Origin of the sequence: Actinoplanes sp. URMC 104, from assembly GCF_051386375.1 — a bacterium.
Classification (GTDB): Bacteria; Actinomycetota; Actinomycetes; order Mycobacteriales; family Micromonosporaceae; genus Actinoplanes.
In genome coordinates this window covers 1244050-1269409 of record NZ_JBPQTO010000011.1, presented here as the reverse complement: position 1 = coordinate 1269409, position 25360 = coordinate 1244050, and the positions used below count along the sequence as shown (strand labels likewise).

24 protein-coding genes and 1 pseudogene are annotated in these 25360 nt (G+C 73.2%); 12 read left to right on the top strand and 13 right to left on the bottom strand.

The features are described from left to right. Positions 1-77 precede the first annotated feature (77 nt). Positions 78-413: a response regulator gene (locus ACSNN8_RS31615; RefSeq protein ID WP_436653631.1), complete on the bottom strand. Its 336-nt coding sequence runs from the start codon at positions 411-413 to the stop codon at positions 78-80. A gap of 182 nt (positions 414-595) precedes the next feature. Here ACSNN8_RS31615 and ACSNN8_RS31610 point away from each other — a divergent pair, with 182 nt between their 5' ends. Then, positions 596-1234 carry a hypothetical protein gene (locus ACSNN8_RS31610; RefSeq protein ID WP_436653630.1) on the top strand — a complete coding sequence of 213 codons (639 nt, stop codon included), beginning with the start codon at positions 596-598 and terminating at the stop codon, positions 1232-1234. Between the two features lie 42 nt (positions 1235-1276). Here ACSNN8_RS31610 and ACSNN8_RS31605 read toward each other — a convergent pair whose 3' ends face one another. After that, positions 1277-5467, bottom strand: a complete 4191-nt coding sequence (locus ACSNN8_RS31605; RefSeq protein ID WP_436653629.1) for a polymorphic toxin-type HINT domain-containing protein — start codon at positions 5465-5467, stop codon at positions 1277-1279. A gap of 471 nt (positions 5468-5938) precedes the next feature. On the opposite strand from ACSNN8_RS31605, the gene ACSNN8_RS31600 reads away from it, so the two are divergent. Continuing rightward, the gene (locus ACSNN8_RS31600; protein ID WP_436655472.1) at positions 5939-6898 is read left to right on the top strand and encodes a carboxypeptidase-like regulatory domain-containing protein; all 960 of its coding nucleotides are present in this window, start codon (positions 5939-5941) and stop codon (positions 6896-6898) included. Positions 6899-6954: 56 nt separating this feature from the next. Here ACSNN8_RS31600 and ACSNN8_RS31595 read toward each other — a convergent pair whose 3' ends face one another. Then, positions 6955-7707 carry a DUF2382 domain-containing protein gene (locus ACSNN8_RS31595; RefSeq protein WP_436653628.1) on the bottom strand — a complete coding sequence of 251 codons (753 nt, stop codon included), beginning with the start codon at positions 7705-7707 and terminating at the stop codon, positions 6955-6957. Positions 7708-7883: 176 nt separating this feature from the next. On the opposite strand from ACSNN8_RS31595, the gene ACSNN8_RS31590 reads away from it, so the two are divergent. From ACSNN8_RS31590 to ACSNN8_RS31575, 4 genes are all read left to right on the top strand, one after another. Continuing rightward, positions 7884-8162, top strand: coding sequence for a hypothetical protein (locus ACSNN8_RS31590; protein ID WP_436653627.1), 279 nt, complete (start codon positions 7884-7886; stop codon positions 8160-8162). Between the two features lie 131 nt (positions 8163-8293). Continuing rightward, complete coding sequence (locus tag ACSNN8_RS31585) at positions 8294-9070, top strand: hypothetical protein (protein ID WP_436653626.1); 777 nt, start codon at positions 8294-8296, stop codon at positions 9068-9070. Between the two features lie 127 nt (positions 9071-9197). Continuing rightward, the gene (locus ACSNN8_RS31580) at positions 9198-9704 is read left to right on the top strand and encodes a PH domain-containing protein (RefSeq protein WP_436653625.1); all 507 of its coding nucleotides are present in this window, start codon (positions 9198-9200) and stop codon (positions 9702-9704) included. Continuing rightward, positions 9701-11311, top strand: coding sequence for a PH domain-containing protein (locus ACSNN8_RS31575; protein ID WP_436653624.1), 1611 nt, complete (start codon positions 9701-9703; stop codon positions 11309-11311). Before ACSNN8_RS31580 ends, ACSNN8_RS31575 begins: the two co-directional genes overlap by 4 nt. A gap of 16 nt (positions 11312-11327) precedes the next feature. Here the strand turns inward: ACSNN8_RS31575 and ACSNN8_RS31570 are convergent. Then, positions 11328-11552 (bottom strand): annotated as a pseudogene (locus tag ACSNN8_RS31570) (hypothetical protein); the annotation flags it as partial. A gap of 197 nt (positions 11553-11749) precedes the next feature. Beyond that, complete coding sequence (locus tag ACSNN8_RS31565; RefSeq protein ID WP_436653623.1) at positions 11750-12031, bottom strand: hypothetical protein; 282 nt, start codon at positions 12029-12031, stop codon at positions 11750-11752. Between the two features lie 34 nt (positions 12032-12065). On the opposite strand from ACSNN8_RS31565, the gene ACSNN8_RS31560 reads away from it, so the two are divergent. Further along, the gene (locus ACSNN8_RS31560) at positions 12066-13457 is read left to right on the top strand and encodes a YcaO-like family protein (RefSeq protein ID WP_436653622.1); all 1392 of its coding nucleotides are present in this window, start codon (positions 12066-12068) and stop codon (positions 13455-13457) included. A gap of 19 nt (positions 13458-13476) precedes the next feature. Here the strand turns inward: ACSNN8_RS31560 and ACSNN8_RS31555 are convergent, their stop codons facing one another. From ACSNN8_RS31555 to ACSNN8_RS31545, 3 genes are all read right to left on the bottom strand, one after another. Further along, positions 13477-14259, bottom strand: coding sequence for a phytanoyl-CoA dioxygenase family protein (locus ACSNN8_RS31555; RefSeq protein ID WP_436653621.1), 783 nt, complete (start codon positions 14257-14259; stop codon positions 13477-13479). Positions 14260-14290: 31 nt separating this feature from the next. Further along, positions 14291-14548, bottom strand: a complete 258-nt coding sequence (locus ACSNN8_RS31550; protein ID WP_436653620.1) for a hypothetical protein — start codon at positions 14546-14548, stop codon at positions 14291-14293. A 91-nt stretch (positions 14549-14639) separates the two neighbouring features. Continuing rightward, positions 14640-15566, bottom strand: coding sequence for an SDR family NAD(P)-dependent oxidoreductase (locus tag ACSNN8_RS31545; RefSeq protein WP_436653619.1), 927 nt, complete (start codon positions 15564-15566; stop codon positions 14640-14642). Between the two features lie 107 nt (positions 15567-15673). Here ACSNN8_RS31545 and ACSNN8_RS31540 point away from each other — a divergent pair, with 107 nt between their 5' ends. After that, positions 15674-16339: a TetR/AcrR family transcriptional regulator gene (locus ACSNN8_RS31540; RefSeq protein WP_436653618.1), complete on the top strand. Its 666-nt coding sequence runs from the start codon at positions 15674-15676 to the stop codon at positions 16337-16339. A gap of 2 nt (positions 16340-16341) precedes the next feature. Here ACSNN8_RS31540 and ACSNN8_RS31535 read toward each other — a convergent pair whose 3' ends face one another. From ACSNN8_RS31535 to ACSNN8_RS31525, 3 genes are read right to left on the bottom strand one after another with little or no spacing between them, the layout of a single operon-like run. After that, complete coding sequence (locus ACSNN8_RS31535; RefSeq protein ID WP_436653617.1) at positions 16342-17217, bottom strand: carbohydrate ABC transporter permease; 876 nt, start codon at positions 17215-17217, stop codon at positions 16342-16344. Continuing rightward, positions 17214-18104 carry a carbohydrate ABC transporter permease gene (locus ACSNN8_RS31530; RefSeq protein WP_436653616.1) on the bottom strand — a complete coding sequence of 297 codons (891 nt, stop codon included), beginning with the start codon at positions 18102-18104 and terminating at the stop codon, positions 17214-17216. The genes ACSNN8_RS31535 and ACSNN8_RS31530 overlap by 4 nt, the downstream gene beginning before the upstream one ends. Then, the gene (locus tag ACSNN8_RS31525; RefSeq protein ID WP_436653615.1) at positions 18101-19420 is read right to left on the bottom strand and encodes an ABC transporter substrate-binding protein; all 1320 of its coding nucleotides are present in this window, start codon (positions 19418-19420) and stop codon (positions 18101-18103) included. The genes ACSNN8_RS31530 and ACSNN8_RS31525 overlap by 4 nt, the downstream gene beginning before the upstream one ends. Positions 19421-19593: 173 nt before the next feature. Between ACSNN8_RS31525 and ACSNN8_RS31520 the strand changes: the two genes are divergently transcribed. After that, on the top strand, positions 19594-20670 hold the full coding sequence (locus tag ACSNN8_RS31520) for a magnesium and cobalt transport protein CorA (RefSeq protein ID WP_436653614.1): 1077 nt from the start codon (positions 19594-19596) through the stop codon (positions 20668-20670). Here ACSNN8_RS31520 and ACSNN8_RS31515 read toward each other — a convergent pair. Next, complete coding sequence (locus ACSNN8_RS31515; RefSeq protein ID WP_436653613.1) at positions 20637-21227, bottom strand: GNAT family N-acetyltransferase; 591 nt, start codon at positions 21225-21227, stop codon at positions 20637-20639. The two genes, ACSNN8_RS31520 and ACSNN8_RS31515, sit on opposite strands and share 34 nt — an antisense overlap. A 159-nt stretch (positions 21228-21386) precedes the next feature. Between ACSNN8_RS31515 and ACSNN8_RS31510 the strand changes: the two genes are divergently transcribed. Then, positions 21387-22382, top strand: a complete 996-nt coding sequence (locus ACSNN8_RS31510) for a DUF4331 family protein (protein ID WP_436653612.1) — start codon at positions 21387-21389, stop codon at positions 22380-22382. Between the two features lie 24 nt (positions 22383-22406). Here ACSNN8_RS31510 and ACSNN8_RS31505 read toward each other — a convergent pair whose 3' ends face one another. Then, entirely contained in the window at positions 22407-22940 is a 534-nt protein-coding gene (locus ACSNN8_RS31505) for a sigma-70 family RNA polymerase sigma factor (RefSeq protein ID WP_436653611.1), read from the bottom strand. 294 nt (positions 22941-23234) lie between these two features. Between ACSNN8_RS31505 and ACSNN8_RS31500 the strand changes: the two genes are divergently transcribed. Together ACSNN8_RS31500 and ACSNN8_RS31495 are read left to right on the top strand one after the other, a co-directional pair. Beyond that, a complete protein-coding gene (locus ACSNN8_RS31500) occupies positions 23235-24764 on the top strand; it encodes a M4 family metallopeptidase (RefSeq protein WP_436653610.1) in 1530 nt (509 codons plus the stop codon). Between the two features lie 143 nt (positions 24765-24907). After that, positions 24908-25306, top strand: a complete 399-nt coding sequence (locus ACSNN8_RS31495; RefSeq protein WP_436653609.1) for a hypothetical protein — start codon at positions 24908-24910, stop codon at positions 25304-25306. The last annotated feature ends 54 nt before the right edge of the window (positions 25307-25360 follow it).

The following is a 25360-nucleotide window of genomic DNA, read 5'->3' as shown; positions in this document are numbered from 1 at the left end:
CGGAGTCCCCGTCGGGAACGGGTTCCGGCGGGGGACCCATCGGCCGCGTGCGGCCGGACTTGAGGGCGCGGGCCGGGTCAGCTGCGGGGCCGCAGGCCGGCCCGGTCGCGGGCGCCGCGGCGGTCCGCGGTGTCGCCGAGCAGCCGCTGGGCGGCGACCGGCGACAGCACCGTGTGCCCGGCCGCGGCCACCCGCACCAGGTCGGCCAGCTCGTCCGGCGGGGTGGACTTCAGCAGGAAGCCGACGGCGCCGGACTGCAACGCCCGGACGACGTACTCGTCCAGGTCGAACGTGGTGAGCGCGACGACCCGCGGGGGCGAGGGCAGCGTCGCCAGGTGCTCCAACGCGGTCAGGCCGGCGCGGACGGTGAAACCGCCGTCCGGCGCGGGTCCCGCGGCGAGCGTGCCGCCCACCACCTCGACCCGGTGCCGCAGCCCGTTCAGCCCGCTGCAGCTCCGGGTCGGGCGTACGGGTCGCCGGGGTGTTGGAGACGGTCGCCTCCACGCCCCGCCGGTCGTAGCGCCGCGCCCCGATCCGCCGGCGGTGACCGCGACCTCGGTCCGCGGCTGCCCGGTGCTCCTGCGACAATCTCCCGATGATCGACCCGTCGAGCATCCGCACGGACGAGTTCCTCCTGCAGTGGTACGGCGCCGGTGATGCCGGGCAGTTCCGTATGCCGGTCGCCGGGCAGTGGCTTCCCGCGCCGCTCCGGCACTGGTACGAGCTCACCGCGGGCCTCGCCGAGCCGCGCGGGCGGGTCAAGCGTTTCCTGGCACCGGAGGACATCCGGGCGGAGGACGGGAAAGCCGTCTTCGTGACCGACGCGACCGGCGACTGGCGGTGGGCGTTCGACGTCGAGGAACCCGGCGTGGTGTACGACGGCGAGCTCTACGAACAGTGGCATCGCAACGAGGAGGACCTCGAGCAGTTCCTGACGCATCACGCCGTGCAGGAGGCGGTCCACGGCGCGCGGCGGCTGTACTGGCACACGCACGTGCCCGAGAGCCTGGTGCCCGCCGTGGTGGACGGCCTGGAGCAGATCGGTTTCCCGCAGTGGCGGTGGCCGGCCGAGGACGACTACCGCTACTTCCTGGGCGATCTGATCGTCGCCGAGGTCGTGCCGGACTTCGGGCCGCCCGGGCACTACCAGGTGCACGTGGCCTCGCCGGACCCCCACCGGCTGTCCTATCTGGACCAGCTGGGCGCGATCGACTGGCAGCGGGCGGGGGAGTAGGAACGGGCCCGGATCAGCCGATCCGGGCCCGTTCCCCGCGGTCTACCTGCCCGTGTAGGTCGGCCGCTGCACCTTGCCGTTCTTGTCCCGGTACACGACGGTCAGTTGCGCGCCGGTCGGCAGCATCGCCGCCAGGTTGTTGTCGCAGACGGAACAGACGTAGTCGCCGGTGATGAACAGCGTCGCCTTCTTGTCCTCGACCTTCCAGTTGCTCATCCACACGTGCATGAGCGCAGCGCTCTGCGCCTCCAGGTGGTGGTCGTAGCCCTTGACGGTGCCCGGCGCGGCCTTGCCCACGGCCGCCGGGTGGATGTTGCGCTTGCCCGACGACAGCGGGTACAGGCCGCCGTTCGGAATGAACAACGCGCCCGTCATGGCGCCCGGGTACTTGAACTTGCCCTTGGCGTCCTGCGCGTGCTGCAGGCCGACGTCGTCGGGCGGGCAGTTGGCGTTGTGGGCCAGCAGCGACCGGCCACCCGCGACGACGTAGTACGTGTGGAAGCCGTCGACGGTGAGGTTGTGAACGCGCAGGTTCGCCCTGTGGTGCCGGACCGCGGTGATCGCCACGGTGGTGCCGGCGCCGGTCCGGAGCCACTGCTGCGGTGACAGGTCCCCGGCGTCGACCCACTGCGAGAGGGCCGGCACCCAGAACGGATGCGACTCGGTGGCCGTGACGGTGCCGGTGCGGTCACCGCGCGGGCCGTCGACGTCCACGACGATGTCGACCAGCTTCTTCTCGCCGGCGCTGGTGATGGTGCGGCTGACCTTCTTGCCCGCGGTCGCGCCGGTCACCGGGTCGGTCGAGAGGACCCGGTCACCGGCCCGCAGCTTGTCGATCGCCCGGGTGCTCCCGTCGGCGAGCAGCACCGGCGTGCCGGGCCGGAAGCTGCTGGGCACGTAGGGGCAGGCCGCCTTCTTGCGCTTGGCGAGATCCTGGAGCTCGTCCCGCTTCTTGCGGGCGTCCTTGACCTTGTCGAGGAACTTGAGAAGCTTCGGCGCCAGCTTCGTGAGCTTCCACGTGGCGTTGAGGATCTTGCTGGCCGGCAGCAGGTTGACCAGGCTCCACAGGCACGCCTCGACGTTGCCGTCCAGGACGCAGGACTTGATGTCACCGACCCCGGACAGGTCCATGAACAGGTCGTAGGCGTTGTCCCGCAGGAAGTCCATGAGGCTCTGCCCGGCGAGAGCCTGCGCCTCGGTCAGCGCCGCCTGCTGCTCCGGATCGAGGTACTTCATCGTGTCCTCGTCCGGCGGGCCGGGCGGTCCCGCGATCGCGTCGGCCATGGCCTCGGCGTCCCGCTTGCGCTCGGCCTCCTCGGCGCGCTCGGCGGCCTGCTGCGCCTCCACGGCCGCCTGCAGCGCGTTGCGCGCCGCGGTGGCCGCGCTGTCGGCGTGCCCCTGTGCACTGGTCGCCGCCGTCCGCGCGGCCGCGGCGTCGGCCTCGGCCCGGTCCGCCGCGCCCCGGGCGGCCGCGGCGTCGCTCTCCGCCGCGCTGGCGGCCCGGTTGGCCGCGTCCGCCTCGCCCTGAGCGGCCTCGGCCGACTTCCCGGCGATCGCCGCGTCGTTCGCCGCCTCGTTGGCGGCCAGGCGAGCCGCTTGGGCGTCCGCCTCGGCCTGCGCGTCCGCGCGGGCCGCACCGGCGGCGGCGGCGCGAGCGGCCGCTCCGTCGGCGGCGGCCTGGGCGGCCGCCTTCTTGGCCTCGGCGGCCGACGTGGCGGCGTCGGCCGCCGACCGGGCGGCCTGCGCGGCCGCGGTGAAGGCCGGCTTGACCTGCGCGTTGGCCAGATCGGCGGCGTCCTCGGCCCGCTCCGCGGCGACGACCGCCTCCGCGGCGCGGGCGGCGGCGGCCGCGGCCTGCTCCGCGCCGATGGACTTCGCCTGGTCGGCGACCAGCTTCACGAAGTCGGCGTCGATGTCGGCCCCGGTGAACGGGCTGACCAGCCCGATCGCGGTGTTTGCGGGTTCCGCGATGCCCGCGGCGGACTGGCGTGCCGCGTTCGCCGCGCTGACCGCGATCTCCGCCTGCGCGGCGGCCGCGACGGCCTCCGTGGTGGCTGCCTCTGCCTCGTCCTGCGTGCGGTTGGCGGCCCAGAGCGCCCGTACGGACTCCTCGGCCGCCTGCTCGGCCAGCCGCACCGCCGCGTCGGCGGCACGAGCGGACCTGGCCTCCTGAGCGGTGGCCACCGCGGCCTTGGCGTCGGCCCGCACCCGGGCCGCGTGGGTGGCCCTGGCGCTCGCCTCGGCGCGGTCCGCGGCGGCATCGGCGGCCGCCGCGGCAGCAGCCGCAGCCTCCGCCGCCGCCCAGGCGCGCTCGGCGGCCTGCTGCGCCTGCGTCGCGGCGGCACGGGCATTGGCCGCGGCGCCGGTCGCGGCGTTGGCCGACGAACGCGCCGCGCGTGCCGCCGTGCCCGCCACCCCCGCCTGGGCGTCGGCCTCGTCGGCCTGCCGCTGGGCCTCCTGCCGCTCGGAGTCGCTGCTCGCGGCGGCCACACCCGCCCGCATGGCGGCCTGCTTGGCCTTGGCGGTCTGCTCCGCCCGCTCGGCGGCCTGTGCCTCGTCGCGCGCCGTGCGGGCCTTGCCCTCCTGGTCCCAGGCGCGCTGGGCGGCACCGGCCGCGGCGCTGTCGGCCGCCTCGGCACCCCGGCGGGCGCTGTCGGCGACTGCCGCCTGCGCCTCGGCGTTCGCCCGCTCGGACCGGGCGATGGCGGCCTGCCGGTCCGCCTCGGCGCGGTGCTGCGCGGCGGCGGCGCGTTCGGCCTCGGCGATCTGCCGCTGCTTCTTGGCCTCGGCCGCCTGCGCCTCCGCCTCCTGCCGGTGCCGGCGGGTCTTCTCGGCCCCCGCCCACGCCTTGGCCTCGGCGGCCTGCGCCTGCTCGCGGGCCTTCTTCGCCCGGGCGGCCGCCGTCTTCGCCGCCGTCGCCTGCTTCGCCGCGGCCGCCGCCAGCTTCGCCGCGGACCTGGCGTGCTCCTCCGCGTGCTGACGCCACTTGACGGCCTGCTGTGCGTGCGCCTCGGCCTGCGCCTGCGCGCCCTGCGCGCTGTTGGTCGCGATCGTCGCGTCGATCGCGTGCGCCGCGGTCTGCGTCGCGCCGACCGCCGCGGTGGCGGCTTCGTTCATGCCCTGGGCGATCAGCGACCACTCGACCCCGTACTCCAGGCCGGTGTCGATCAGCTCGTCCGCCGCCGTGGTCGCGGTCGCCGCCGCCGACGCTGCCTGGTCGGCAGCGTTGCGGGCGGCGGTGAGGTTGTTCGCGGTCTGCGTCTTGGCCGCGTTCAGCTCGGTGGCCTTGCCCGCGACCGTGCCGCCGCCCGCCAGCACGCGCTGGGCGTGCCGGGCCGCGTTGGCCGCGCCTGCCATCGCGTTCGCCGCTCGCTGCAACGCGCGCACACCCTCGCCGTGCGCCCGCAACAGCCGGGTGCGGGCCTCCGACGCGCGCTTGGCCCGCTGCGCCAGGTCGGTGAGCTCCTCGGCCGCCTTGTTGCGGGCCTCGAGGTCCTTGAGGTATTGCTCCCGCTCGGCCGCGTCGGCCTTCGCCGCCGTCAGATAGCCGGTGGCGAGGAACGCGGCGATCGCGGCGTCGTCGCCGGCCAGCGCGGCCTCGGCGGCGCGCTTGACGTTGGACTCCGCGGGCGCCGCGGCGGCCACCAGCCGGACGCGCTCGCGCAGCGTGGCGGCTCGCTCCTGCGCGGTCCTGGTGGTCTGCGCGTCGCGCTCGCGGGCGATGTCCGCGCCGTACGCCAGGAACGCCGCCCGGTCGCTGTCGGTGCCGGCCAGGACGCGGTCGACCTCGGCGTTGAAGTAGGTGCCGCCGGTGCCCTTCATCGCCTTGACCTTGGCGAGGTTGTCGGCCGCCTCCTGCTTCTTGCGGGCGGCCACCTGCTTGTCCAGCGCGGGTTTGTCGACCGTCGCGAACTTCTGGATGACCGCCGGGTCGCCGGTGGCGAGCGCGGCCAGGGCAGCGTCGCGGATCTCGGGCTCGGGGGTCAGCGCGGCGACGTCCGCGACGGCCTTGCGCCACCGCTCGGCCAGGGTGTCGACGCCCGTCGAGCCGTTCCACGACTCGGTGACCAACGGGGGGATCGGGATCGGATCGGCGTCCCGGAGCGCCTTGGCGGTGGCCGCGACGGCGGCCGGTCGGGCGGGCGGGGCGGCGGAGGCCGGCGGCGCCGGCTGTACGGCGACGGCGACCAGCGCGGTCAGCACCGCCATCGGCAGCGCACGGATCCGCGGCACGTTCTTCACCACAGCGAGTCCATTCCTCGAGATGGGCACGACAGAGCAGCACGCGCCGGGCCGTACGGCGCGGGCGCGCGCGGAAAGCGTGGGAAACGGCCGCTGTCAGACGGCGTGCCGGGCTCCGGCGGCGGACGCCGGGCCGGCACACGGCAATCGGTCAGTGACGTTCATCTGTTTCCCCCGTGTCTTCGACGAACGACGACAGCACTCCGAACTTCGATGAAGTCCGAAATACGGGCGTGATCTAAGCACGGCACCGGGGCTCTGCTCTATCCCGTCGCGCTCGCCGCGGCCCGGATCCGCGCGAGGAGCAGCGAAAACAAATTCGAGGAAGCTCGGCGGCCCGCGCCGAGCGTGACGCTGTCATTACCGGCTTCGTGCCATCCATCGGTCTCGTTCCCCGGACCGGCGCGACAGATCCATAGTGTCTCGGCGTACCGACACAACAACGGGGAGTGCACAGTGGAAATGAGACGAGTACGCCGCCGGGCCGTGCTGGCCGCCGCCCTGGCCGGGATCGCCGCCGCGACGTCCGTGGCCGGGGTCGCCCACGCCGGCGAGCCGACCGGCAGCATCTCCGGCGTCGTCCGCGACACCCGCGGGGCCGTCGTGCCGGACGCCGCCATCGGGGTCTACCTCAACCCGTCCAGCGACGCCGTGCAGGAGCTGCAGGCCGACGCCCGCGGCCGGTTCACGATCAAGGGGCTGAAGACGGGCGCGTACAAGGTCCGGGTCGGCCTCGGTGGCTGGTCGGAATGGGCGCCGGGCCGCGTCACCGACCCCGAGCAGGCCAGGACCTACCAGGTGCGGGCCGGCCGCACCACGGTCGCCAACAGCGTCGTCACCGCGGCCGGGGTCATCGCCGGCCGGTTCTTCGGCCCGGACGGCAAGCCGGCCGCGAACGCGAGCGTGAACATCACGAACGTGAACGACGCTTCCGAGCACGGCGGCGTCACCGCGGCCGACGGCACCTTCCGGATCCGGGTCCAGCCCGACCAGACCTTCGTGGTCAGCTACGCGGTGGGCGCCCTGAGCCAGTACGTCCCGCACACCTTCGACCGGTCGCAGGCCACCACCTTCTTCGTGGCGTCCGGGCAGACCGTCCGCGTCACCGACCGGGCCATCGCGCTCGGCGGGATCTCCGGCCGGATCACCGACGCCGCGGGGGCGCCGGCCGGCAACGTGTACGTCAGCATCATCAACGTGGACACCATCGCCAGTGCCGAGACCAACACGCTGGCGGACGGGACCTACGACTACCGCGGTCTGCTGGCGCCGGGCCGGTACAAGGTGAGCTTCACCGCCCCGGGCGGCCGGCAGTACGCGCACCAGAAGCTCGACTACGAGACGGCTGACATTGTCACGGTGACCTCGGGGGAGACCACCGTCGTCGACGACCAGCTGCTGTGGGTCCCGGCCCCGCAGTAGCCGTTGGCGAGCAGCAAGCCGCCCCGGTCGCCAGGCGACCGGGGCGGCTCTCGTTCTCAGTCCAGGGTGCGGCGGCCCTCGTCGGGCAGGTCCACCTCGATGCGCTCCTTGCGCACCTCACCCGCGACGGTCTGCTCGTCGGTCACCGTCTCGGTGCCGAGCCGTACGCGCTCCACCGGCACGACCTCGGTGTCGAGCGTCGGACGCTCGGCGCGCAGCACGATCTCGTGCTCGGCCTCGGTGATGTCGGGGCCGTCCAGCGCCGCGGCCCGGTTCGCGTCGGTGATCGGCTCCCGCTCGATGCGCGCCTCCTCCCGCATCACCGGCACGGAGACGTGCTCCTGCTCGGTCACCACGTACTTGCGCAGCCGCGCCCGGCCGGCCTCCTCGGTCACGGTGCCGGCCGTGAGCCGCTCCTCCGAACGGGTCATCGCGTCGTCGACCCCGCGGGCCGCCTGCCCCGTCGCGCCGCGGTAGGTGCGGTAGCTGTCCTCCCAGCTCATCCCGTAGTACTCGTACAGCAGCGCCACCTCTTCGTCGGACAGCGGCTCGTCCTTGCCGGCGTCGACGTCGGGGGCGTCCTTGATGGTCGCCTTCTCGAACGGCACGACGACCCGGTCACCCTGCACGTCGGCGCCCTGCAGCGGCACCAGCGACTCGCCCAGCCCGAACCAGCCGGTCCGCACGCTGGCCCAGGCGGGCTGCCCGGCGGCGTCGCTCCACACCGCTCCGATGCTGCCGACCTTGTCGCCGGTGCGGTCGTACACGTCGCTTCCGTACAGCGAGTTGATCTGCTCCTGCGTGATCACGTGGCCTCCTTGGTGGGGGGTCTGACAACCCGTCAGCTACCCACCGCGTGATCGCACCCACCTGGTCCTCCCGCAGGTCACTCCATAGGGACGTCAACATCACCCGTGGGCCGGTGATCAGGTTCGGCCGGTGTGGCGTACGGGTAAGGTCCTCGCCCGCTCGCTACTGTGGACGCATGGTGATGGGCGGGCTACGCAGGGTGCTGTTGCGCTCCCTGCCTGTCCTGCTCCTGCTGGTCCTGGCCGTGGCGCCCCACCGGCCGGCTTCGCCGCCGCAGCGCGCCACCGTCTCCTGCGCCGCCGAGCCGGTCGTGAGCGAGCCCGCGTCCGCGGGCCCGGTCGCCGAGCCGCCGGCGAGCACTGTGGAGCGGCCCGCCGACCGGGCCGCCGTTCTCGCGTCGCAGTTCACCGCGGGCGCCCGCGGGTGCCGCGCGCCGCCTGCCGCTTCCGCCTGACCAGCCGCCCCCGATCCGCTCGGCCGGCCGGTCGCCCCCGTGCGGTCGCCGGCCGCCTCGTTCCCGGCGACACCTCTTCCCCGAACCCCGTCTCGTTCGGCCTGCGAGCGAGCTCCCGGATGGATGCCGACATGAACGTTGTTGCCGAAATGCTGCTGACCGACCCGGCCCCGGTGACCATCTGGGCGGTGCTGATGCTGCTGTCGTTCCCCGCCGTGCTGGTGCTGGGCAACCCGGCCGCGATGCGGCATCCGCGCCAGGCGGCCCGCGAGTGGGTCGCGACGCTGCGCGGGCGCGCGGGGCAGCACCGCGACCTGGCCGTCGAGGCCGTCGAGGCGGCCCGGTTCGCGGGCGAGCTGCGGGTGGCCGCCGACCGTGCCGCCGTGGGCGCGCAGCGCTGGCACCAGCTGTGGGAGCAGGCCGGCGACGAGCTGACCGCGGCCTGGCAGGCGTGGCTGGACGCCGACGCCCGGCTGCGCTCGGCGCTCGCGGTGGCGGCGTGGGGCACGGCGTTCCGGGTGCCGACCGGCGAGGAGTACGTGTCCCGGGAGCGCTACCTGCACAGCGCGCTGGCGGCCGCCGTCGAGCGGGGTGAGCTGCCCGCCGCCGCGGTGGCCGACGCGGCCGCGGGCCGGGACGGATGGGACGCCCGGCTGCACCCGGCCGAGCAGGACGTGGTGATCGCGCGGGCGTCGGCGGAGTGGCTGCGCGGGCGCTACGAGCAGGCCGTCGCCGCCGAGCGGGCCGCCTGGCAGGACGCCGAGCGGGCGCACCGTGCCCGCGGCAGCCTGCGGGACGAGGCCCACCTGGCCGCCGTCCGGGCCGGCGAGCTCAGCCGCTTCCTGCCGGCGCCCGCCCGCATCCCGGCGACGGCCCGCCCGGCGACGGTTGCGGTCCCCGCGGTCTGAGCCGCGACCGTCCCGCCCGCACCCCCGGCCGGCGGGCCCGGCCGCATAGACCAAAGAGAACGGGCCGGGCTCGCACCGAGACCAAAGTCGATATCGGCGCTGGACCAGGGTCGATAGCGTGAACTGCATGGTTGCGCAACGTGAATCCGCCTGGGAGATCAGGCCGCCACGGCACCGGGTGGACCGGCGGTTCATCGTCTGGCAGACGGCCCAGGCGGTGTCGTGGAGCGCGGTGGTGCTGGGCGGGGTGGGGGCCGTCTTCCGGTTCGCCGAGGTGACCCGTCCGTGGCTCGGCCCGGTGCTGATCGTGCTGGCTGTGCTGCTGGCCGTGGAGGTGTTCGTCGCCCCCACCGCGCGCTACCTGGTCCACCGGTGGGAGGCGACCGACGACGCCGTCTACGCGCTGCAGGGGTGGTTCACCCGCACCTGGCAGATCGTGCCGATCAGCCGGATCCAGAGCATCGACACCGAGATCGGGCCGCTGCAGGGCCTGCTCGGGCTGGCCACCATCCGGGTCACCACCGCATCGTCCGAGGGCAAGATCTCGATCGAGGGTCTGGACGCGACGGTCGCGCGGGCCACCGTCGACCGCCTGCGCGAGGTCACCGCGGCCACCGCGGGGGACGCGACGTGAGCGCCGGCGACCCCGGCCCGTACCCCTGGCGCCGGCTGAGCATCCGGGCCGTGTACCTCGACCTGTTGCGGATCCTCGGCTCGCTGGTGCCCGGCTTTCTCGGCCTCACGCTCGGCGACGACGGCCCGATCTGGGTGCTGGTCGCCGGCTCCTGCGCTGGGCTGCTCGGCGCGGCGGGCGGCCTCGTGCGCTGGCTGACCACCCGCTACCGCGTCACGCCCGGGGCCGTCGAGATGCGCAGCGGGCTGCTGCAACGCAAGCACCGTACGGTGGCCCGCGACCGCATCCGCACGGTCGACAGCACGGCCAAGCTCCTCCACCGCATCCTGGGCCTGCGGGTGGTCCACGTCGGCTCCGGCGACGCGGACTCGTCGTTCGACCTCAACGCGCTCGACCACCGGCAGGCCGAGCTGCTGCACCGCGAACTGCTGCCGGGCGCCGCCGCGCGGCCCGCCACGGACACCGGGCCCGCGGAAACGGTCATCGCCCGGTGGGACCCGCGGTGGGTGCCGCTCAACGCCGTGACCGTCTGGGCCGCGCTCACGGCGGCCGGACCGCCGTTCGCCCTGTACTGGTCGCTGCGGCCGTTCGGCATCGACCTGCTCGACCTCGGGCGCGACCTGCTCGACCGGCAGCCGCTGGGCCCGGCCGGGATCGTCACCGTGGGCGTCCTGGTGGCGTACGTCGCGGGTTTCGCCGGCACCGCGGTCTCGTTCGTCCTGCAGAACGCCGGCTTCCGGCTGGTCCGCACCGGCACCCCGCCGCGGACCGCCCTGGTGACCCGGCGCGGCCTGCTGAGCACGCAGACCCTGCAGCGCGACGACCGCCGGCTGCGCGGCGTCCAGCTCACCGAGCCGCTGGCCTGGCGCTGGTACGGCCTGGCCGAGACCAAGGTGATCACCACGGGGCTGCGGCCGGCCGGCGAGGCGGGCACCGGGTCCGTGCTGCCGCGGGTGCGCCTGCCCGAGGCCCGGGACGTGGCGGCGCGGATCCTGGCGGACGACCACCGGCCCCTGGAGACGGCGCTGCGCCGGCATCCCCGCGGGGCCCTCCGGCGGCGGATCGGCTGGGCGCTCTGGGGCCCGGCGCTGGCCTCGGCGGTCGTCGCGCTGTTCGTGCTCAGCGGCGCCCTTCCCGGCTGGGCGTGGCCGCTGCCGCTCGCCCTGGTGCCGGTGACCGTTCCGCTGGCCGTGGTGGCGTACCGGTCACTGGGGCACGCGATCGCCGGGCCGTACCTCGTCGTCCGCAGCGGCGCGACCCAGCGTCACACGGTGGCGTTGCAGCGCCGCGCGGTCATCGGCTGGACGCTGCGCCAGTCGGTGTTCCAGCGCTGGGGCGGCCGCATGACGGTCGGCATCGCCACCGCCGCGGGCGCCCGGCACTACGAGGCGTACGACGCCGGTGTGGACCAGGCGATCGCCTTCGTCCGCGGCGCCACGCCCGAGCTGGCCGCCGGGATCCTCAGGCCGCGGGCGGCACCCGCTCGATCGACCAGTTCGACACCAGGTGGCGGATCCCCAGCGCCCGCGCTGTCCGGTCGCCCAGCAGGCCCGGATCGAAGCGGGAGCCGCCCTTCCACGCCCCGATCCGTGGGCGGTAGCCGGTGATCGCCTCGATCCGCTCGATCGGCTCGACCACCTCGCGCCGCACGTTCACCTCGGTGACCTCGGCGACCGTGGCGTGCCCGGCGGTGTGGAAGCCGATCTCGTGGGCGGCGGCGATCTGACGCCACTCGTCGTCGGTCACGTTCGCCAGCTGCGGGTCGTAGTGCTTGAACAGCGGGAAGAAGTACGCCCGCAGGCCGAGGGCCGCGCACTCCTCGGCCCCGAACAGGGCGGCGTCGCGCATCCCGTCGTAGAACGCCACGAACACCCGCGGGCCGTCGGCCACGGCGGGCTCGTCGGGGTCGAACCGCGGCCCCAGCCCGGCGACGTGGCGCAGCGCCCTGCGCACGGCCGCGCGGTTGCCGGCGGCGATCTCGTGGAAGTTGAGGGCGACGATCGGCGAGCGGGTCAGCGCGGCGCTGTGCCCGGGCGTCCAGCGGGTCACCGCGCCCCCTCGTCCTCGTCGCGCGGCGCCATTCGCTCGCCCAGGGCCGACTGCAGGCGGTAGGCGTCGACCGAGAACAGGGCCAGCGCGTCGAGGTCGATGCCCAGGCCGGCCGCCGCCCCCGCCACCGCCTCGGACCCGCCGGCCGCGTCGCCGGCCGCCGCCAGGGTGTCGTCGCCGAACAGCACCATCGGGATGGCCGTGCCCTCGACGGACTGGCTGAGGATCATGCGCTTGAGCGTGGTGGAGTTCGTCTCCGGGTTGTGCTCGGTCGGCACCGGGTGGATCTCCTGACGTGAGTAGGGTGTCCCAGTGTCCCTCACCGGTGTGACCAGCCACTACCGCACGGTTCTGTCCCGCTTCGGCGAGGTGGTCGACTTCGGCATCTCGGCGCTGGACCGGCTGGGCGTCCCCGTGACCAGCTGCTCGCTCGCCGTGGACGGCCGGTTTCGCCACCACGGCAACGGCTACGGGGCGACGCCCGAGGCGGCCGAGGTCAGCGGGCTGGGGGAGCTGGCCGAGGGCGTGCTCACCGCGGCCGGGCTGGCGCGGCGGCACGCGGCCGGGCGGACCGGGTCGTACGCCGAGATGGTCGCCGCCGAGGGGCGCGACCGGGTCACCGATCCACGCACGCTGGGGTTGCCGGCCGGCTCGCCGTACGACGAGGCCATGCCGCTGGTGTGGCTGCCGGTGACCCGCCGCTCGACCGGCGAGAGCGTGTGGCTGCCCGAGGACTTCGTGGCCAGCGAGCCCGGCGAGGTGCGCGGCGCCCACCGGCTGATCACGCCGATCACCAACGGGCTCGGCGCCGGGCTGGACGACGACCGCGCGGTCACCCACGGGCTGCTCGAGCTGCTGCAGCGGCACACCAACGGGCTGCGCTTCCGGGCCCTGGACCGGCGCTCGCCGGTGATCGCGCCCGGCACGCTGCCGGCCCCGGTGCGCGAACTGGCCGACCGGCTCGCGGCGCACGGTGTGCGGCCGGTGCTCAAGCACGCGGCGACGGAGCTGGGCGTCGTCTCGACGTACGCGATGGGGGTCGACCCGCTGCCGGGCGCCGGCATCCGGGTGACCGCCGGTGGCGAGGCGGCGCACCCGTCGGCCGAGGTCAGCCTCACCAAGGCCCTGCTCGAGTACGCCAACTCGCGCTCCCGCAAGGCGTTCTGCTTCGGCGATCCGGCGGCGGCGCGGGCGGTCGCTCCCGCGGCGTACTGGGACCGTCTCGGCGAGATCGGGCGGGGCGAACAGCGGGCGTACGAGTCGATGACCGCCTGGGCGCGGATGCCGCAGCAGACGCTGAGCGCGCTCACGGCGCCGGACGAGTCGCGCACGGTCGCCTACGCGGACATCGCCGGTCCGGCGACGCCGTGGCCCGCCGACCGTGACGTGCTCGTCGCCCGCACCGAGATCGACGGGGTCGTCGCGGCCAAGGTCGTCGTGCCCGGCCTCGAGGTGGAGATCCTCTCGTACGGCCGGATCGGCGAGCACGGCGTCCGCGACGCGCTCGCCGGCGAGCTCGACCTGGTGCGGGTGCAGCCGCGCCCGTCCGGCACGCACACCGCCCGCGTGGTGCTGACGCCCGAGGCCGAGGAGCGGCTGGGCGGCCCCGCCTGGTACTCGTACGCGGTGGCGGACGAGATCGTCGGGCCGCTCTATCCCCTCTACCGCGAGCCACCCCGCCACTCGGTGTCCGTCGCGGGCTGAGGACGGCACGCCTGCCGGGTCACGCGCCGTGCAGGGCGGCTCGGATGGTCGCGCCGATCGGCGGGGGCCCGGCGTCGGTCACGCGCAGGACGTACGGACCGAGCCACAACTCGTCGCTCGGCTCGAGGGGTGGCTGCGCCAGGAACCGGGGGTGTTCGCCGTGGTGCGGCTGGGCGGCGTGCACCAGGAACGGGTGGCACAGGAAGACGTCACCGGCCCGGCCCGTGGCGAACACGACGGGTCGATGCTCCGACGCCGCCGCCACCTCCGCGCTCACGGCCATCATCGGAGTGCCGCTTTCGCCGTACGGGGCCAGGACCGCCGGCACGTCCATGTGGGACCCCACGCGGATCCGCGTCGGCGCGTCACGGTCGCCGACATCGGTGAAGAGGAACAGCATGAGCAGCGCCCGGCCGGTGGAGTGCACGTTGACCCGGTAGCCGGACTCGCCGGGCGGCTGATAGCTGCCCTCGATGTGCCATCCCGCATCGTCCGGCTCCTCGGCGTGCGGGAACCGCAGCGGGAAGGAGCCGAGCGACCCGCGCGGCTTCCACCGCCCGGGCCCGGCCAGCGCGTCGAACGCGTCGTGCAGCATCGGGGTGTTCGCCGCCGCCCGGAACGGTTCCTGCGCCATGTCGCCCACCCGGTACACCGGCCGGCTCCAGGTCGACCGGTCGCCCGGCACCGCCTCGATCTGCTCCCACAGCAGCTCGGCGCAGGCCGCCGTGACGTCCGGGGGTACCGCCCGCTCCACCTTGACGAACCCGTCGGCCATGAAGCGCTCGATCGACTCGCTGTCCATCCGCACAACATCGCCACGCGTCGCCCGGCCGTCAACCGACTTCCGGCCGCTCTCCGGCGTGCGAGCCGTCACGGCAACAGGCGCCGGGCCGGCGGCGTCCACCGGGCGTGGGCGTACGCGAGGTGGTGAACGCCGCGGGCGGCAGGACAGCGACCACCTCGGCCAGGATGTCGCGTTGAGCCTTCTCGCCGAACGCCGCCCACGGCAGCCCGCTGATGACGACGTCGGCCCGGCCGAGCCCGCGCTCGGCGAGGACCTCGCGCGGCCGGGTGGCGTCGGCGGCCGCCACGTCGACCGCCGGGTGCAGCGCCGCGAGCCGGGCGGCGAACTGCCTGTTCAGTTCGACCGCGAGGTGCCGACGAGCTCGACGACGCTGTAAGTCATCGGGCGGCCTTCGCGGCGGTGGCGGCGGACGGGAACGTCACGCCGGTGAGGTCCTCCGAGACGGCCCACAGCCGTTGCTGGACGGCGACCTCGTACGAGCCGGCGCTCGAGGTGACCAGCCGGGGGTGGCCCTTGATCTCGAAGCGGCCGCCGGGGCCGTAGTACTGGCCGCCCAGCACGGCGGGGTCGGTCGCGGCGCGCAGGGTGGGCAGGGCGCCCATCGCGGGAGTCTGGGTGATCAGCGGCGCCAGCGCGGTGAGCGGCAGCCGCAGGGCAGCGGGGGAGTTGCGGACCAGCTCGGTGCTGGACAGGCCCGGGTGCGCGGCCACCGCGACGGTGGTGCCGTGCACGGCGAGGCGGCGCTGCAGCTCGTAGGTGAACATCAGGTTGGCCAGCTTGGACTGCCCGTAGGCGCCGGCCCGGCTGTACGAGCGCTGCCAGTGCAGGTCGTCGAAGTGGATCGCGGCGCGGATGCGGTGGCCGGTGCTGCTGACGGTCACCACGCGCGAGCCGGGCACCGGCAGGAGCCGGTCGAGCAGCAGCCCGGTGAGCGCGAAGTGGCCGAGGTGGTTGGTGCCGAACTGCATCTCGTAGCCGTCGCGGGTGGTCTGCTTCGGGGTGTACATGACGCCGGCGTTGTTGATGAGCAGGTCGATGCGCTCGTAGCGGGAGCGCAGCGCCGCCGCCGCGGTGCGGACCGAGTCGAGCGAGGTCAGGTCGAGCGCCTGCACGGTCACGTCGCCGGTCATGCGGGCCGCTGCCTGCCGGCCTTTCTCGACGTTGCGCACGGCGAGCACCACCGACGCGCCGCGCTCGGCGAGCGCCTTGGCGGTCTCGAAGCCCAGTCCGGTGTTGGCGCCGGTCACCACGGCCACCCGGCCGTGCTGGCCGGGGATGGTCGCCGTCGTCCACTTCTCGGTCATGTCCTGCCCCTTGCTCTTAAGTACCGAAGGTATCTTGCAGGGACGACATTAAAGTACTGCCAGTACGTTGTCAACGTACCGGGGGTACGTAAGTTAGGGTGGTGGTCATGACGTTTCAGCGGGCACGCACCGAGGAGCAGCGGGAGATCCGCCGCCGGGCGATCCTGGACATGGCGTCGGCGATGCTGGACGAGATGCCGGTGGCCGCGGTGACCCTCAACGAGCTGAGCCGCCGCGTCGGCCTGGCGAAGCCGAACGTGCTGCGCTATTTCGAGTCGCGCGAGGCGGTGCTGCTGGAGCTGCTGGACCGCTTCCTGCTCGAGTGGCTGACGGAGCTCGCGGACGAGCTGGCCGCCGGCGTCGACGAGAAACTGCCCATGGCCGAGCGCGGGACGGCGGTGGCCGAGATCCTCAGCCGGTCGCTGTCCGGCCGGCCCGTGCTGTGCGAGCTGTTCGGCGCGCAGGGCAGCGTCCTGGAGCACAACGTCTCCGTCGAGGTCGTCGCACGCTACAAGCGCGCCTCGCTGGACCGGCTGACCACCATGGCCGCCCTGATCCGCAAGTGCCTGCCGGAGCTGGGGGAGAACGCGACGTTCTGCAGCCTGCAGACCATGCTGACGGCCGGCGCGCTGTCGGCGTACAGCACGCCGCCGCCCAGCCTGCGGGCGGCCTACGAGGCCGAGCCCGACCTGGCCCGCTTTCACCTGGACCCGAAGGACTACCTGAAGCAGGCGCTGACCGCGACGCTGCTGGGCGTGCTGCCGCGCCGCTGACGTCAGCGGATGCCCGTACGGGCGATGCCCTCCACGAAGTAGCGCTGGAAGATCGCGAACACGACCAGCATCGGCAGGATCGACAGGAACGACATGGCCAGCAGCGGGCCGAAGTTGTTGCCGAACTGCTGGATCAGGAACTGCAGGCCCACCGGCAGGGTGTACGAGTCGCTGTCGGTGAGCACGATCAGCGGCCACACGAACTCGTTCCACCGCCACATGAACGTGAAGATGACCAGCACCGCGACGAGCGGCCCGGACAGCGGCAGCACGACCGACCGGAACGTCCGCAGGTGCCCGGCGCCGTCGACACGGGCCGCCTCGAGCAGCTCGTCGGGGATGGAGAGGAAGAACTGGCGGGCCATGAACAGCCCGAACGCCTCGGCGAGCCGCGGCAGGATGACCCCGCCCAGGCTGTTGAGCAGGTTGAGGTCGATCACCAGCTGGAACTGCGGCACCATGATGACCTGGATCGGCACCATGAGCGTGCTGATGATCAGCAGGAACAGCAGGTTGCGGCCGGGGAAGCGCAGCTTCGCGAACGCGTAGCCCGCGCACAGGTTGATGCCGACGGTCGCGACCACCGACACCACGGCGATGACGACCGAGTTGCCCAGCCAGCGCAGGAACGGGTACTGCCGCCACGGCTCGACGTAGTTCTCCAGGTGCCACGCGCCCGGCCACAGCGACACCGGCAGCGTGGTCAGCTCGTCGGTGCTCGCCACCGACACGCGCAGCATCCAGTAGATCGGGAACATCAGCACCAGCACGCCGGCGACCGCGAGCGCGACGCGGGCCCGGTGCCGGCGCGGCGACGACCGCTGATCGTCCGCGGGCGGGGCCTCGACGCGGCCCGGGGGAGTGGCGACGGTGGTCATGAGGCCTCGTCCCTTCGTCGTTGCAGCCGCCACTGGACCACGGTGAGCGCCAGCACGATGACGTAGAGGATCGTGCCGATGGCCGCCGCGTAGCCCTGCCGCCGCTGGTTGAAGCCCTGGTCGTACGCGTACTGGACGAGGAACGTCGTGGAGGTGCCCGGGCCGCCGCGGGTCAGCACGTACACCACGTCGAAGACCTGGAAGCTCGTGATGATCGAGTAGACGATCAGGAAGAACGTCGTGGGCGCCAGCAGCGGCCAGGTGATGCGGCGGAACCGGCGCCAGCCGGCGGCCCCGTCGACGGCCGCCGCCTCGTAGATCTCGCGCGGGATGCCCTGCAGCCCGGCCAGATAGACCACCATGCCGAAGCCGATGCCCTGCCAGGTGGTCACCGCGATGACCGACAGCATGGCCGCCGCCCCGTTGCCCTGCCAGTCGACCGCGGGCAGGCCCAGCTGGGTCAGCAGCTGGTCGACGATGCCGGTGACCGGGTCGAACAGCCGCAGGAAGATGACGCCGGCCGCCACCCCGGAGATGACCACCGGCACGTAGACCAGCGCCCGGAACAGGCCGCGCGCGGGCATCCACCGGTTGAGCAGCAGCGCCGCACCCAGGCCCAGGGCGACGCTGAGCGGCACGGACACCGCGGTGAACACGACGGTGTTGCGCAGCGCGGTCCAGAACGTCGGGTCGGAGGCGATCGTGCGGTAGTTGTCGAGCCCCAGCCACCGCATCCGGCCGAAGCCGCTGTAGCGGTGCAGGCTGTACCAGAACGTCAGCGCGATCGGCACGAACATGAAGACCGTGAACACCAGCAGCGCCGGGCTGGTCAGCACGATTCCGGCCCACGCCTCCGCGCGGCGGCCTGCGGAGCGGACCGTGCTCAAGCCTCCAGAGCCTTCTGTACGCCGGCGGTGAGCGCCCGCACCGTGTCGTCGGTGTTCGCCGAGGGGTTGGACAGGTACTGGTCCATGGTGTCGATGAGCGCCTGGTTGATGCCCGCGAACGCCCGCGAGGTGGACGCCTTGACCAGGCCGTCGGGCATCGTGGTGGCCTGCTGCTGGAACACCGGCATCAGGTCGGGGCGGGTGGCGTACGCCAGCTTGGCCTCGGTCAGGTCCTTGCGCACCGGCAGCACAGTGGTCTGCTCGCAGAAGCTCTGCATGTTCTCCTTGGTCACCAGGAACTTGGCGAACTCCGCGGCCACGTCCGGGTTCTTCGCCCCGTCGGTGACGACGACCGCGTTGCCGCCCAGGTCGGTCGCCGCGGCGGTGTCCTTCATGAGGTACGTGACGCCCCACTCGAACTTGTCCTTGACGGCCGCGTCGATCGAGGGGATCAGGAAGTCGCCCGCCTGGATCATCGAGATCTTCTGGGTGGGGAAGATCTCGTCGGGGTACGTCGGCCGCTTGACCAGCACGCTCGGGGCGTGCAGGCCCTCGGTGTAGAGGCTGCGGGTGAACTCCAGGGCCTTGCGCGTCTGCGGCGTGTCCAGCGCCGGCTTCTCCAGCGCGTCGTCGAGCAGCGTGCCGCCGGCCTGGTACAGGGTGTTGAACCAGCGGTACGCGCCGAACAGCTGGTAGTTGAACGCGAACGGCGCGACGCCCGGGTTGGCGGCCTTCAGCTTGCGCAGCACGTCGGTGAACTGCTCCCAGGTCCACGCCTGGTCGAGTGTCGTGGGCACCGAGGTGATGCCGGCCTTGGCGAAGTGCGCCTTGTTGTAGACCAGCGCCGAGGTGTCGGTGTGGTGCGGCACGCCGAACGGCTTGCCGTCGGATTGCACCGCCGACCACAGCGCGGGCAGGAACGCGTCGCCGAACGAGTCGTCGAGGTAGTCGCTGAGGTCGGCCAGCGCCCCGTTCTCGGCGTAGCTGCCGACGTCGGTGTACGAGACGCGGAACAGGTCGGGCGCCTGGTTGGCCTGCAGCCGCCGGTCGACCACCGTACGGATCTGGTCGTACGGCAGCACTTCGATCTTGATGTCGGCGCCGCGCGCGGCCTTGAAGTCGGCGGCGAGCTTCTTGAACGCCGCGGCCTCCTGCTCGTTCGCCCAGGTGGTGAACGTCGCGCTGCCGCTGAGCGGCCCGCTGGTCGCGGCGGCGCCACCGCCCGCGTCGTCGTCCGAGGAGCAGGCGGCGAGCCACCCGGCCGCGCTCGCCGCGCCGACCGCCTTGAGGAATGTTCGCCGTCCGAGTGCTGACATGCCGCCACCTCCGCTTTCCCGTGCCCGTCGTGATGCCGTTGATAGCCGTAATTCGACGCAGCAAACGACGCAAGTTATCACAGCCGATCTGTCCCGTCACGGGTAGCATGCGGTCCGGCACGCTGGGTTGACCAGTGCTGGTTGATCGACGGACCGATACGCTTCGGGCGGGGGTGAACGAGATCTTGGACGCCCGGCACACCTGGCAACCGCCCCGCCCGCCCGGCCGGGGGCGGGCCGACCACACGGCGATCGTGGGCTGCGACCTGTTCGTCGACGGGGTCGCGGTGGAGAGCCCCGGCCCCGCCGCCGACCTGGCCCGCCTCCACGAGCAGGCTCGCGAGCAGGACGGCGCCTTCGTGTGGCTCGGCCTGCACGAGCCCACCGAGGCGGCGCTGACCCGCGTCGCCGAGGTGTTCGGCGTGCACCCGCTGGCCGTCGAGGACATCCTGCACCGCGAGCAGCGCGTGAAGATCGAGCGCTACGAGGACATGGTGTTCCTGGTCGTGCGCGCCGCGCAGTACGTGGAGCACGAGCGGATCACCGCCACCAGCGAGATCGTCAGCACCGGCTTCGTCCGGCTGCTGGTCGGCCCGCACTTCGTCATCACGGTGCGGCAGGGCACCGTCATGGAGCTCGGCTCGCTGCGGGCCGACCTGGGCGCCGACCCCGCGCTGCTGGCCCGCGGCCCGTGGTCGGTGGTGCACGCGATCCTGGACCGCCTCGTCGACGTCTACGTCGACATCGCCGCCGCGATGCAGACCGACATCGAGCTGACCGAGGCGGCCGTCTTCGCGCCCGGCACGCCGGTCACCGTCGAGCAGATCTACCAGCTCAAACGCCAGCTGATGAAGTTCAAGGCGGCGGTGCTGCCGCTGCAGCGCCCGCTGGCGGCGCTGGCCGGCAAGCAGTTCGCCGACCTGCCCAAGGAGGTCCGCCGCTACTTCGGCGACGTCGCCGACCACCACATCGCCGCGGTCGAGCAGGTGATCGCGTTCGACGACGTGCTCAACGCGCTGCTGCAGGCCCGGCTCGCGCAGCTGACCGTCGACCAGAACAACGACATGCGCACGATCGCGTCCTGGGCGGCCATCGCCGCGCTGCCGACCGCGATAGCCGGCGTCTACGGCATGAACTTCGCCCACATGCCCGAGCTGACTTCGCGGTACGGCTACCCGACCGTCATGCTGCTCCTGCTGCTCAGCGCGACGGTGCTCTACCGGGTGCTGCGCCGCGCCGGCTGGCTCTGACCCAGCCGCCCGGCGATCCCGGCGCCGTTCAGCGCCTTGTGCAGCACGAGGAAGTCGCACGGGGTGACGAGCCGCGGGGCGAGGGCCGGGTACGCCTCGGCGAAGTCGCCCTTGCGCACGACCTCATAGCCGATCCGGGTGTACCAGTCGCGCAGGAACACCTTGACCGGGTGCTCCCACTGCGTGGGCCAGAGCAGCTCGAGCTGCGTGACCGGCAGCCCCCGGGCGCGGGCCCAGCCCTCCGCGAAGGCGATCAGCTCACCGCCCAGGCCGGCGCGGCGCCGGCCGGGACGGACGGCGAGCATGCCGGCCTCGCCCTCGCCGCCGGGCAGCTGCTGCACCCGCGCCACGCCGAGCAGGACGCCGCCGTCGCGGGCGACGACGAGCTCACCCGCCCGGACGATCGAGGCGACCTCGCGCTCGTCGGTCCGGGGGCTGTCGCCCGCCCAGATGCCGCTCTCACCCTCCCGGTACACGGTGTTGACCAGGGCGGTCACCTCGGCGACGAAGGCCGCGTCCCCGGCCCCGGCGGGGTCGGCCACGACGATGGCGGTCACGGTGCTCCTCTCGATTCGGTGCGGCGCCCGGATCGTGACCTGGGGCACATCCGTGAACAGCGGTCCCCGGGCGACGTTGTGGACGGGTGCCATCCCGCCGCCGGTGCCGGACCGTTTCCTCGGATCGGCATCGGCCCGACATTCGTCTGGACGCCCATCATGTCTCATCACCTCGACTCACCCCTCGCCCGGCAGGATCCCCGGCTCGACATCACCGACCAGTACGTCTTCGACGCGCCGGGCGCGACCGTGTTCGCGATGAACGTGCGGACCTCGCTGGCCGGCGACGACACGCCGCTCGGCTTCCACGACGAGGGCCGCTACGAGTTCAAGGTGCACTTCGACGGCTCGCCCGCCGAGGAGCTCACGTTCCGCCTGTCCTTCGACGCCGAGCAGAACTTCCGCGTGGTCCGGCTCGCCGGCGCGGAGGCCGCCGACGACGCCGCGGCGGGCGCCGAGATCGCGCGCGGCCGCGCCGGCGAGGCGGTGGACGGCGACGGCGGCGTAAGGGTCTGGGCCGGGCGCGCGGCCGAGCCGTTCTATCTGGACCTGCGGCAGCTCGGCGCGATCGACCAGGTGGTCCAGCACGGGCAGCGGGCCGACCTGCGCCCGCCCGCCGACGTGGCCAGCACGTTCACCGGCTCGACGGTGTCCACCATCGTCCTGCAGGTGCCGCACACCGACCCGCAGCTGTCCGCCGGGCGCGGCATCCGCGTCTGGAGCGTGGCCAAGCTGGCGACCGACGCGGGCGGCTGGCGGCAGATCAACCGGGCCGGGCTGCCGATGATCTGGCCGATCTTCCGCGACCACGACTCCGAGGTGTCCAGCCGATCCAACGAGACGCTGCCGGCCGGGGACCGGGACAGCTACGGCAAGGCGGTCGAGGACATGATCCGCGAGACGGTCCGGCGGCTGGGCACCACGACCCGGCCGGACGCGTACGCGGCCACAGTGGTCGAGCGCCTGTTCCCGGACACCCTCCCGTACGTTGTCGGCACCGCGGCGGCCTTCTCGTTCGCCGGCTTCAACGGCCGCCACTTCGGCGACAACGCGCCCGAGGTCATGTTCTCGCTGGTCACCAACTCCGCGGTGAGCACCGGCCTGGGCCCGGTCGTGGCCGGCTCGGCGGATTTCCCGTACGTGCGCCCGGCCTGACCACGGCGTCCGGCGGGAACGCGGTCACCGCCGGCCGATGAAGCCTCGCGCGAGCAGGGCCTCGCGCAGCGCCCGCAGCCCGTAGAACGTGCGGGAGCGCACCGTGCCCGCGGGGATGTCGAGGATCGCGGCAGCCTCCTCGGCGGTGCGCTCCCGGACGAAGATCTCCACCAGCACGTCGCGCTGCCGCCGCGGCAGGGCGGTGAGCGCGGCCCGGACCTCGCTGCTGTCCAGCAGCCGTTCGACGTCGTCCCGGCCGCCGGCCCACGCGTCGATGCGGTCCTCGAGGTGTTCCGGCGGGCGGGTCCGGGCCGCGCGGACCTGGTCGATGACGATGTGCCGGGCGACGGTGAGCAGCCAGGCGCGGTTCCAGCGGCCGTCGGCGTTGCGCGCCTGCGGGTGCCGCCACGCCCGCAGCAGCGTCTCCTGCACGACGTCCTCGGCCCGGTGCCCGTCGCCGCCGGTGAGCCGGGTGACGTACGCCAGCAGCACCGGCCGGTGCACGGCGTGCAGGTGGCGCAGGGCCTCCGCGTCCGGCGGGAGCTGGTCGCTGGTCATGCCGGCTCCTCCGTTTCGACGACGGCCCGCGCGGCGGCGGTCGTGACGGGGTCTTTCTGGAATCACTCAAGTTCTCGCCGTCACTGCGCATCATGCCACATGCTCGCTAGGACTCCTAACTATCTTTGCGTGCAGCGAACGCTCCCGGTGGGAACGATGCGAGGGTTTTCCCTATTACGCGAGATCGACCGTCGTATATAGCGTCACTCCTGTCTCACCCGGTGCCGGCCAACCGCCGGTGCCGGAGGCCGAGCCCGCCCACTACCCCCGTCGGGCGGGAAAGGAGTACGCAAGATGGTACGAACCCCCTTGGGCATCGCGCTGGCAGCCGGGACAGTGGCGGCCTCCGCGCTCGTCGCGGTGTCCGGTCCGGCAGCCGCGCAGGCGCCCACCCCGTCCGTGGACGCGGTCGCGAAGGCCGACGCCGTGGTCGCCTCCCGCCCGTCGGTGCTGCGGGCCGGCTCGCACGACACCTTCCGGCGCCACCAGGTCTACCGGTCGGCGGGCCTGACGTACGCGGCGTACGAGCGCAGCTACAAGGGCTTCCCGGTCAAGGGCGGCGACCTCGTGGTGGTCACCGACAACGCCGGCGCGACCCGGTACACGTCGGTCGCGCAGAGCAGCCCGATCGGCGAGCTGTCGACCGTGCCGCAGGTCGCCGAGAGCGCGGCGATCGCGACCTCCAGGGCGCAGCTCAAGACGGTCACGGACGTCGAGGCGACCCGGCTGGTCGTCGTCGCGGCCGAGGGCAAGGCGGCCAGGCTGGCGTACGAGACCACGGTCAACGGCACGAGCGCCGAGGGCGTCAGCCGCCTCACCGTCGACGTGGACGCCGTCACCGGCAAGGTGATCTCCACGGAGGAGCACGTCACCGAGGCGACCGGCACGGGCACCGGCTGGATCAACGGCACGGTCTCGCTGAACACCACGCAGTCCGGCTCGACGTACTCGCTCAAGGACCCGTCGACGACGAACCTGAGCTGCCAGGACGCCTCCACCCGGACGACGTTCAGCGGCTCGGACAACGTGTGGGGCAACGGCAACGGCACCAGCAAGGAGACCGGCTGCGTCGACGCGCTGTACGTGGCGCAGAAGCAGAAGGCGATGCTCTCGGCGTGGCTGGGCCGCAACGGCCAGAACGGCTCCGGCGGCGCGTGGCCGATCCGGGTGGGCCTCAACGACCAGAACGCGTACTACGACGGCACCCAGATCCAGATCGGCAAGAACACCGCGGGCCGGTGGATCTCGTCGCTCGACGTGGTCGGCCACGAGCTCGGCCACGGCATCGACGACAAGACCCCCGGCGGCATCTCGAGGGGCGGCACGCAGGAGTTCGTCGCCGACACCATCGGCGCCGCCACCGAGGCGTACGCGGCCAACGCGAACGACCCGTTCGACTACCAGGTCGGCGAGGAGGTCAACCTGGTCGGCAGCGGCCCGATCCGGTACATGTACAACCCCTCGCTCGCCGGGGACGCCAACTGCTACTCGAGCAGCACGCCGGGCTCCGAGGTGCACTCGGCGGCCGGGCCGGGCAACCACTGGTTCTACCTGCTGGCCCAGGGCAGCAGCGGCAACGGCCAGCCGGCCAGCTCGACGTGCAACGGCACCACGGTGACCGGCGTCGGCATCCAGGCCGCCATCAAGATCATGTACAACGCGATGCTGCTGAAGACCTCCAGCTCCTCCTACGCGAAGTACCGCGTGTGGACGCTGCAGGCCGCGAAGAACCTCAACCCGGGCAGCTGCACCCAGTTCAACGCGGTCAAGGCCGCCTGGAACGCGGTCAGCCTGCCGGCCCAGTCCGGCGAGCCCACCTGCTAGCACCCCCTCACCTCCCGCCGGGGCCGGCGCGTCGTCATGACGCGCCGGCCCCGGCCCCGTCGTGCCAACTTGCGGCGCCCGCTTGCCGCTGACCGGTCCGGGCGCGCACCATCCATACAGATGGTCTGTGGATGGTGGCGAGGATGATGAACGAGATCGAACGATCGGAAAAGATCACTATCAACCTCGGTCCGGTCGACCTCGGCCAGATCGACCTGCTGGTGCGGGAGGGCTTCTACGGCAACCGCACCGACTTCATCCGCACCGCCATCCGGGCGCAGCTCGCCACCCAGGCGAGCGCCATCGAGCGCACGGTGAGCCGGCGGACGCTGGTGCTGGGCATCCAGCAGTTCAGCCGCGCCGACCTCGAACGGGTCCGGGCGGCCGGCGAGACCGTACGGATCAGGGTCCTCGGTCTGGCAGTGATCGCCGACGACGTCTCCCCGGAGCTCGCGTCGCAGACCATCGCGGAGGTCGAGGTGCTGGGCGCGTTCCGTGCCGGCGCCGCGGTCAAGGCGGCAATCGCATCGCGCATCGTCTGATGTGCACCGGCCCCGCTCGCGGGGCCGGACGGTGGTATCGGAAAGGATCCACGT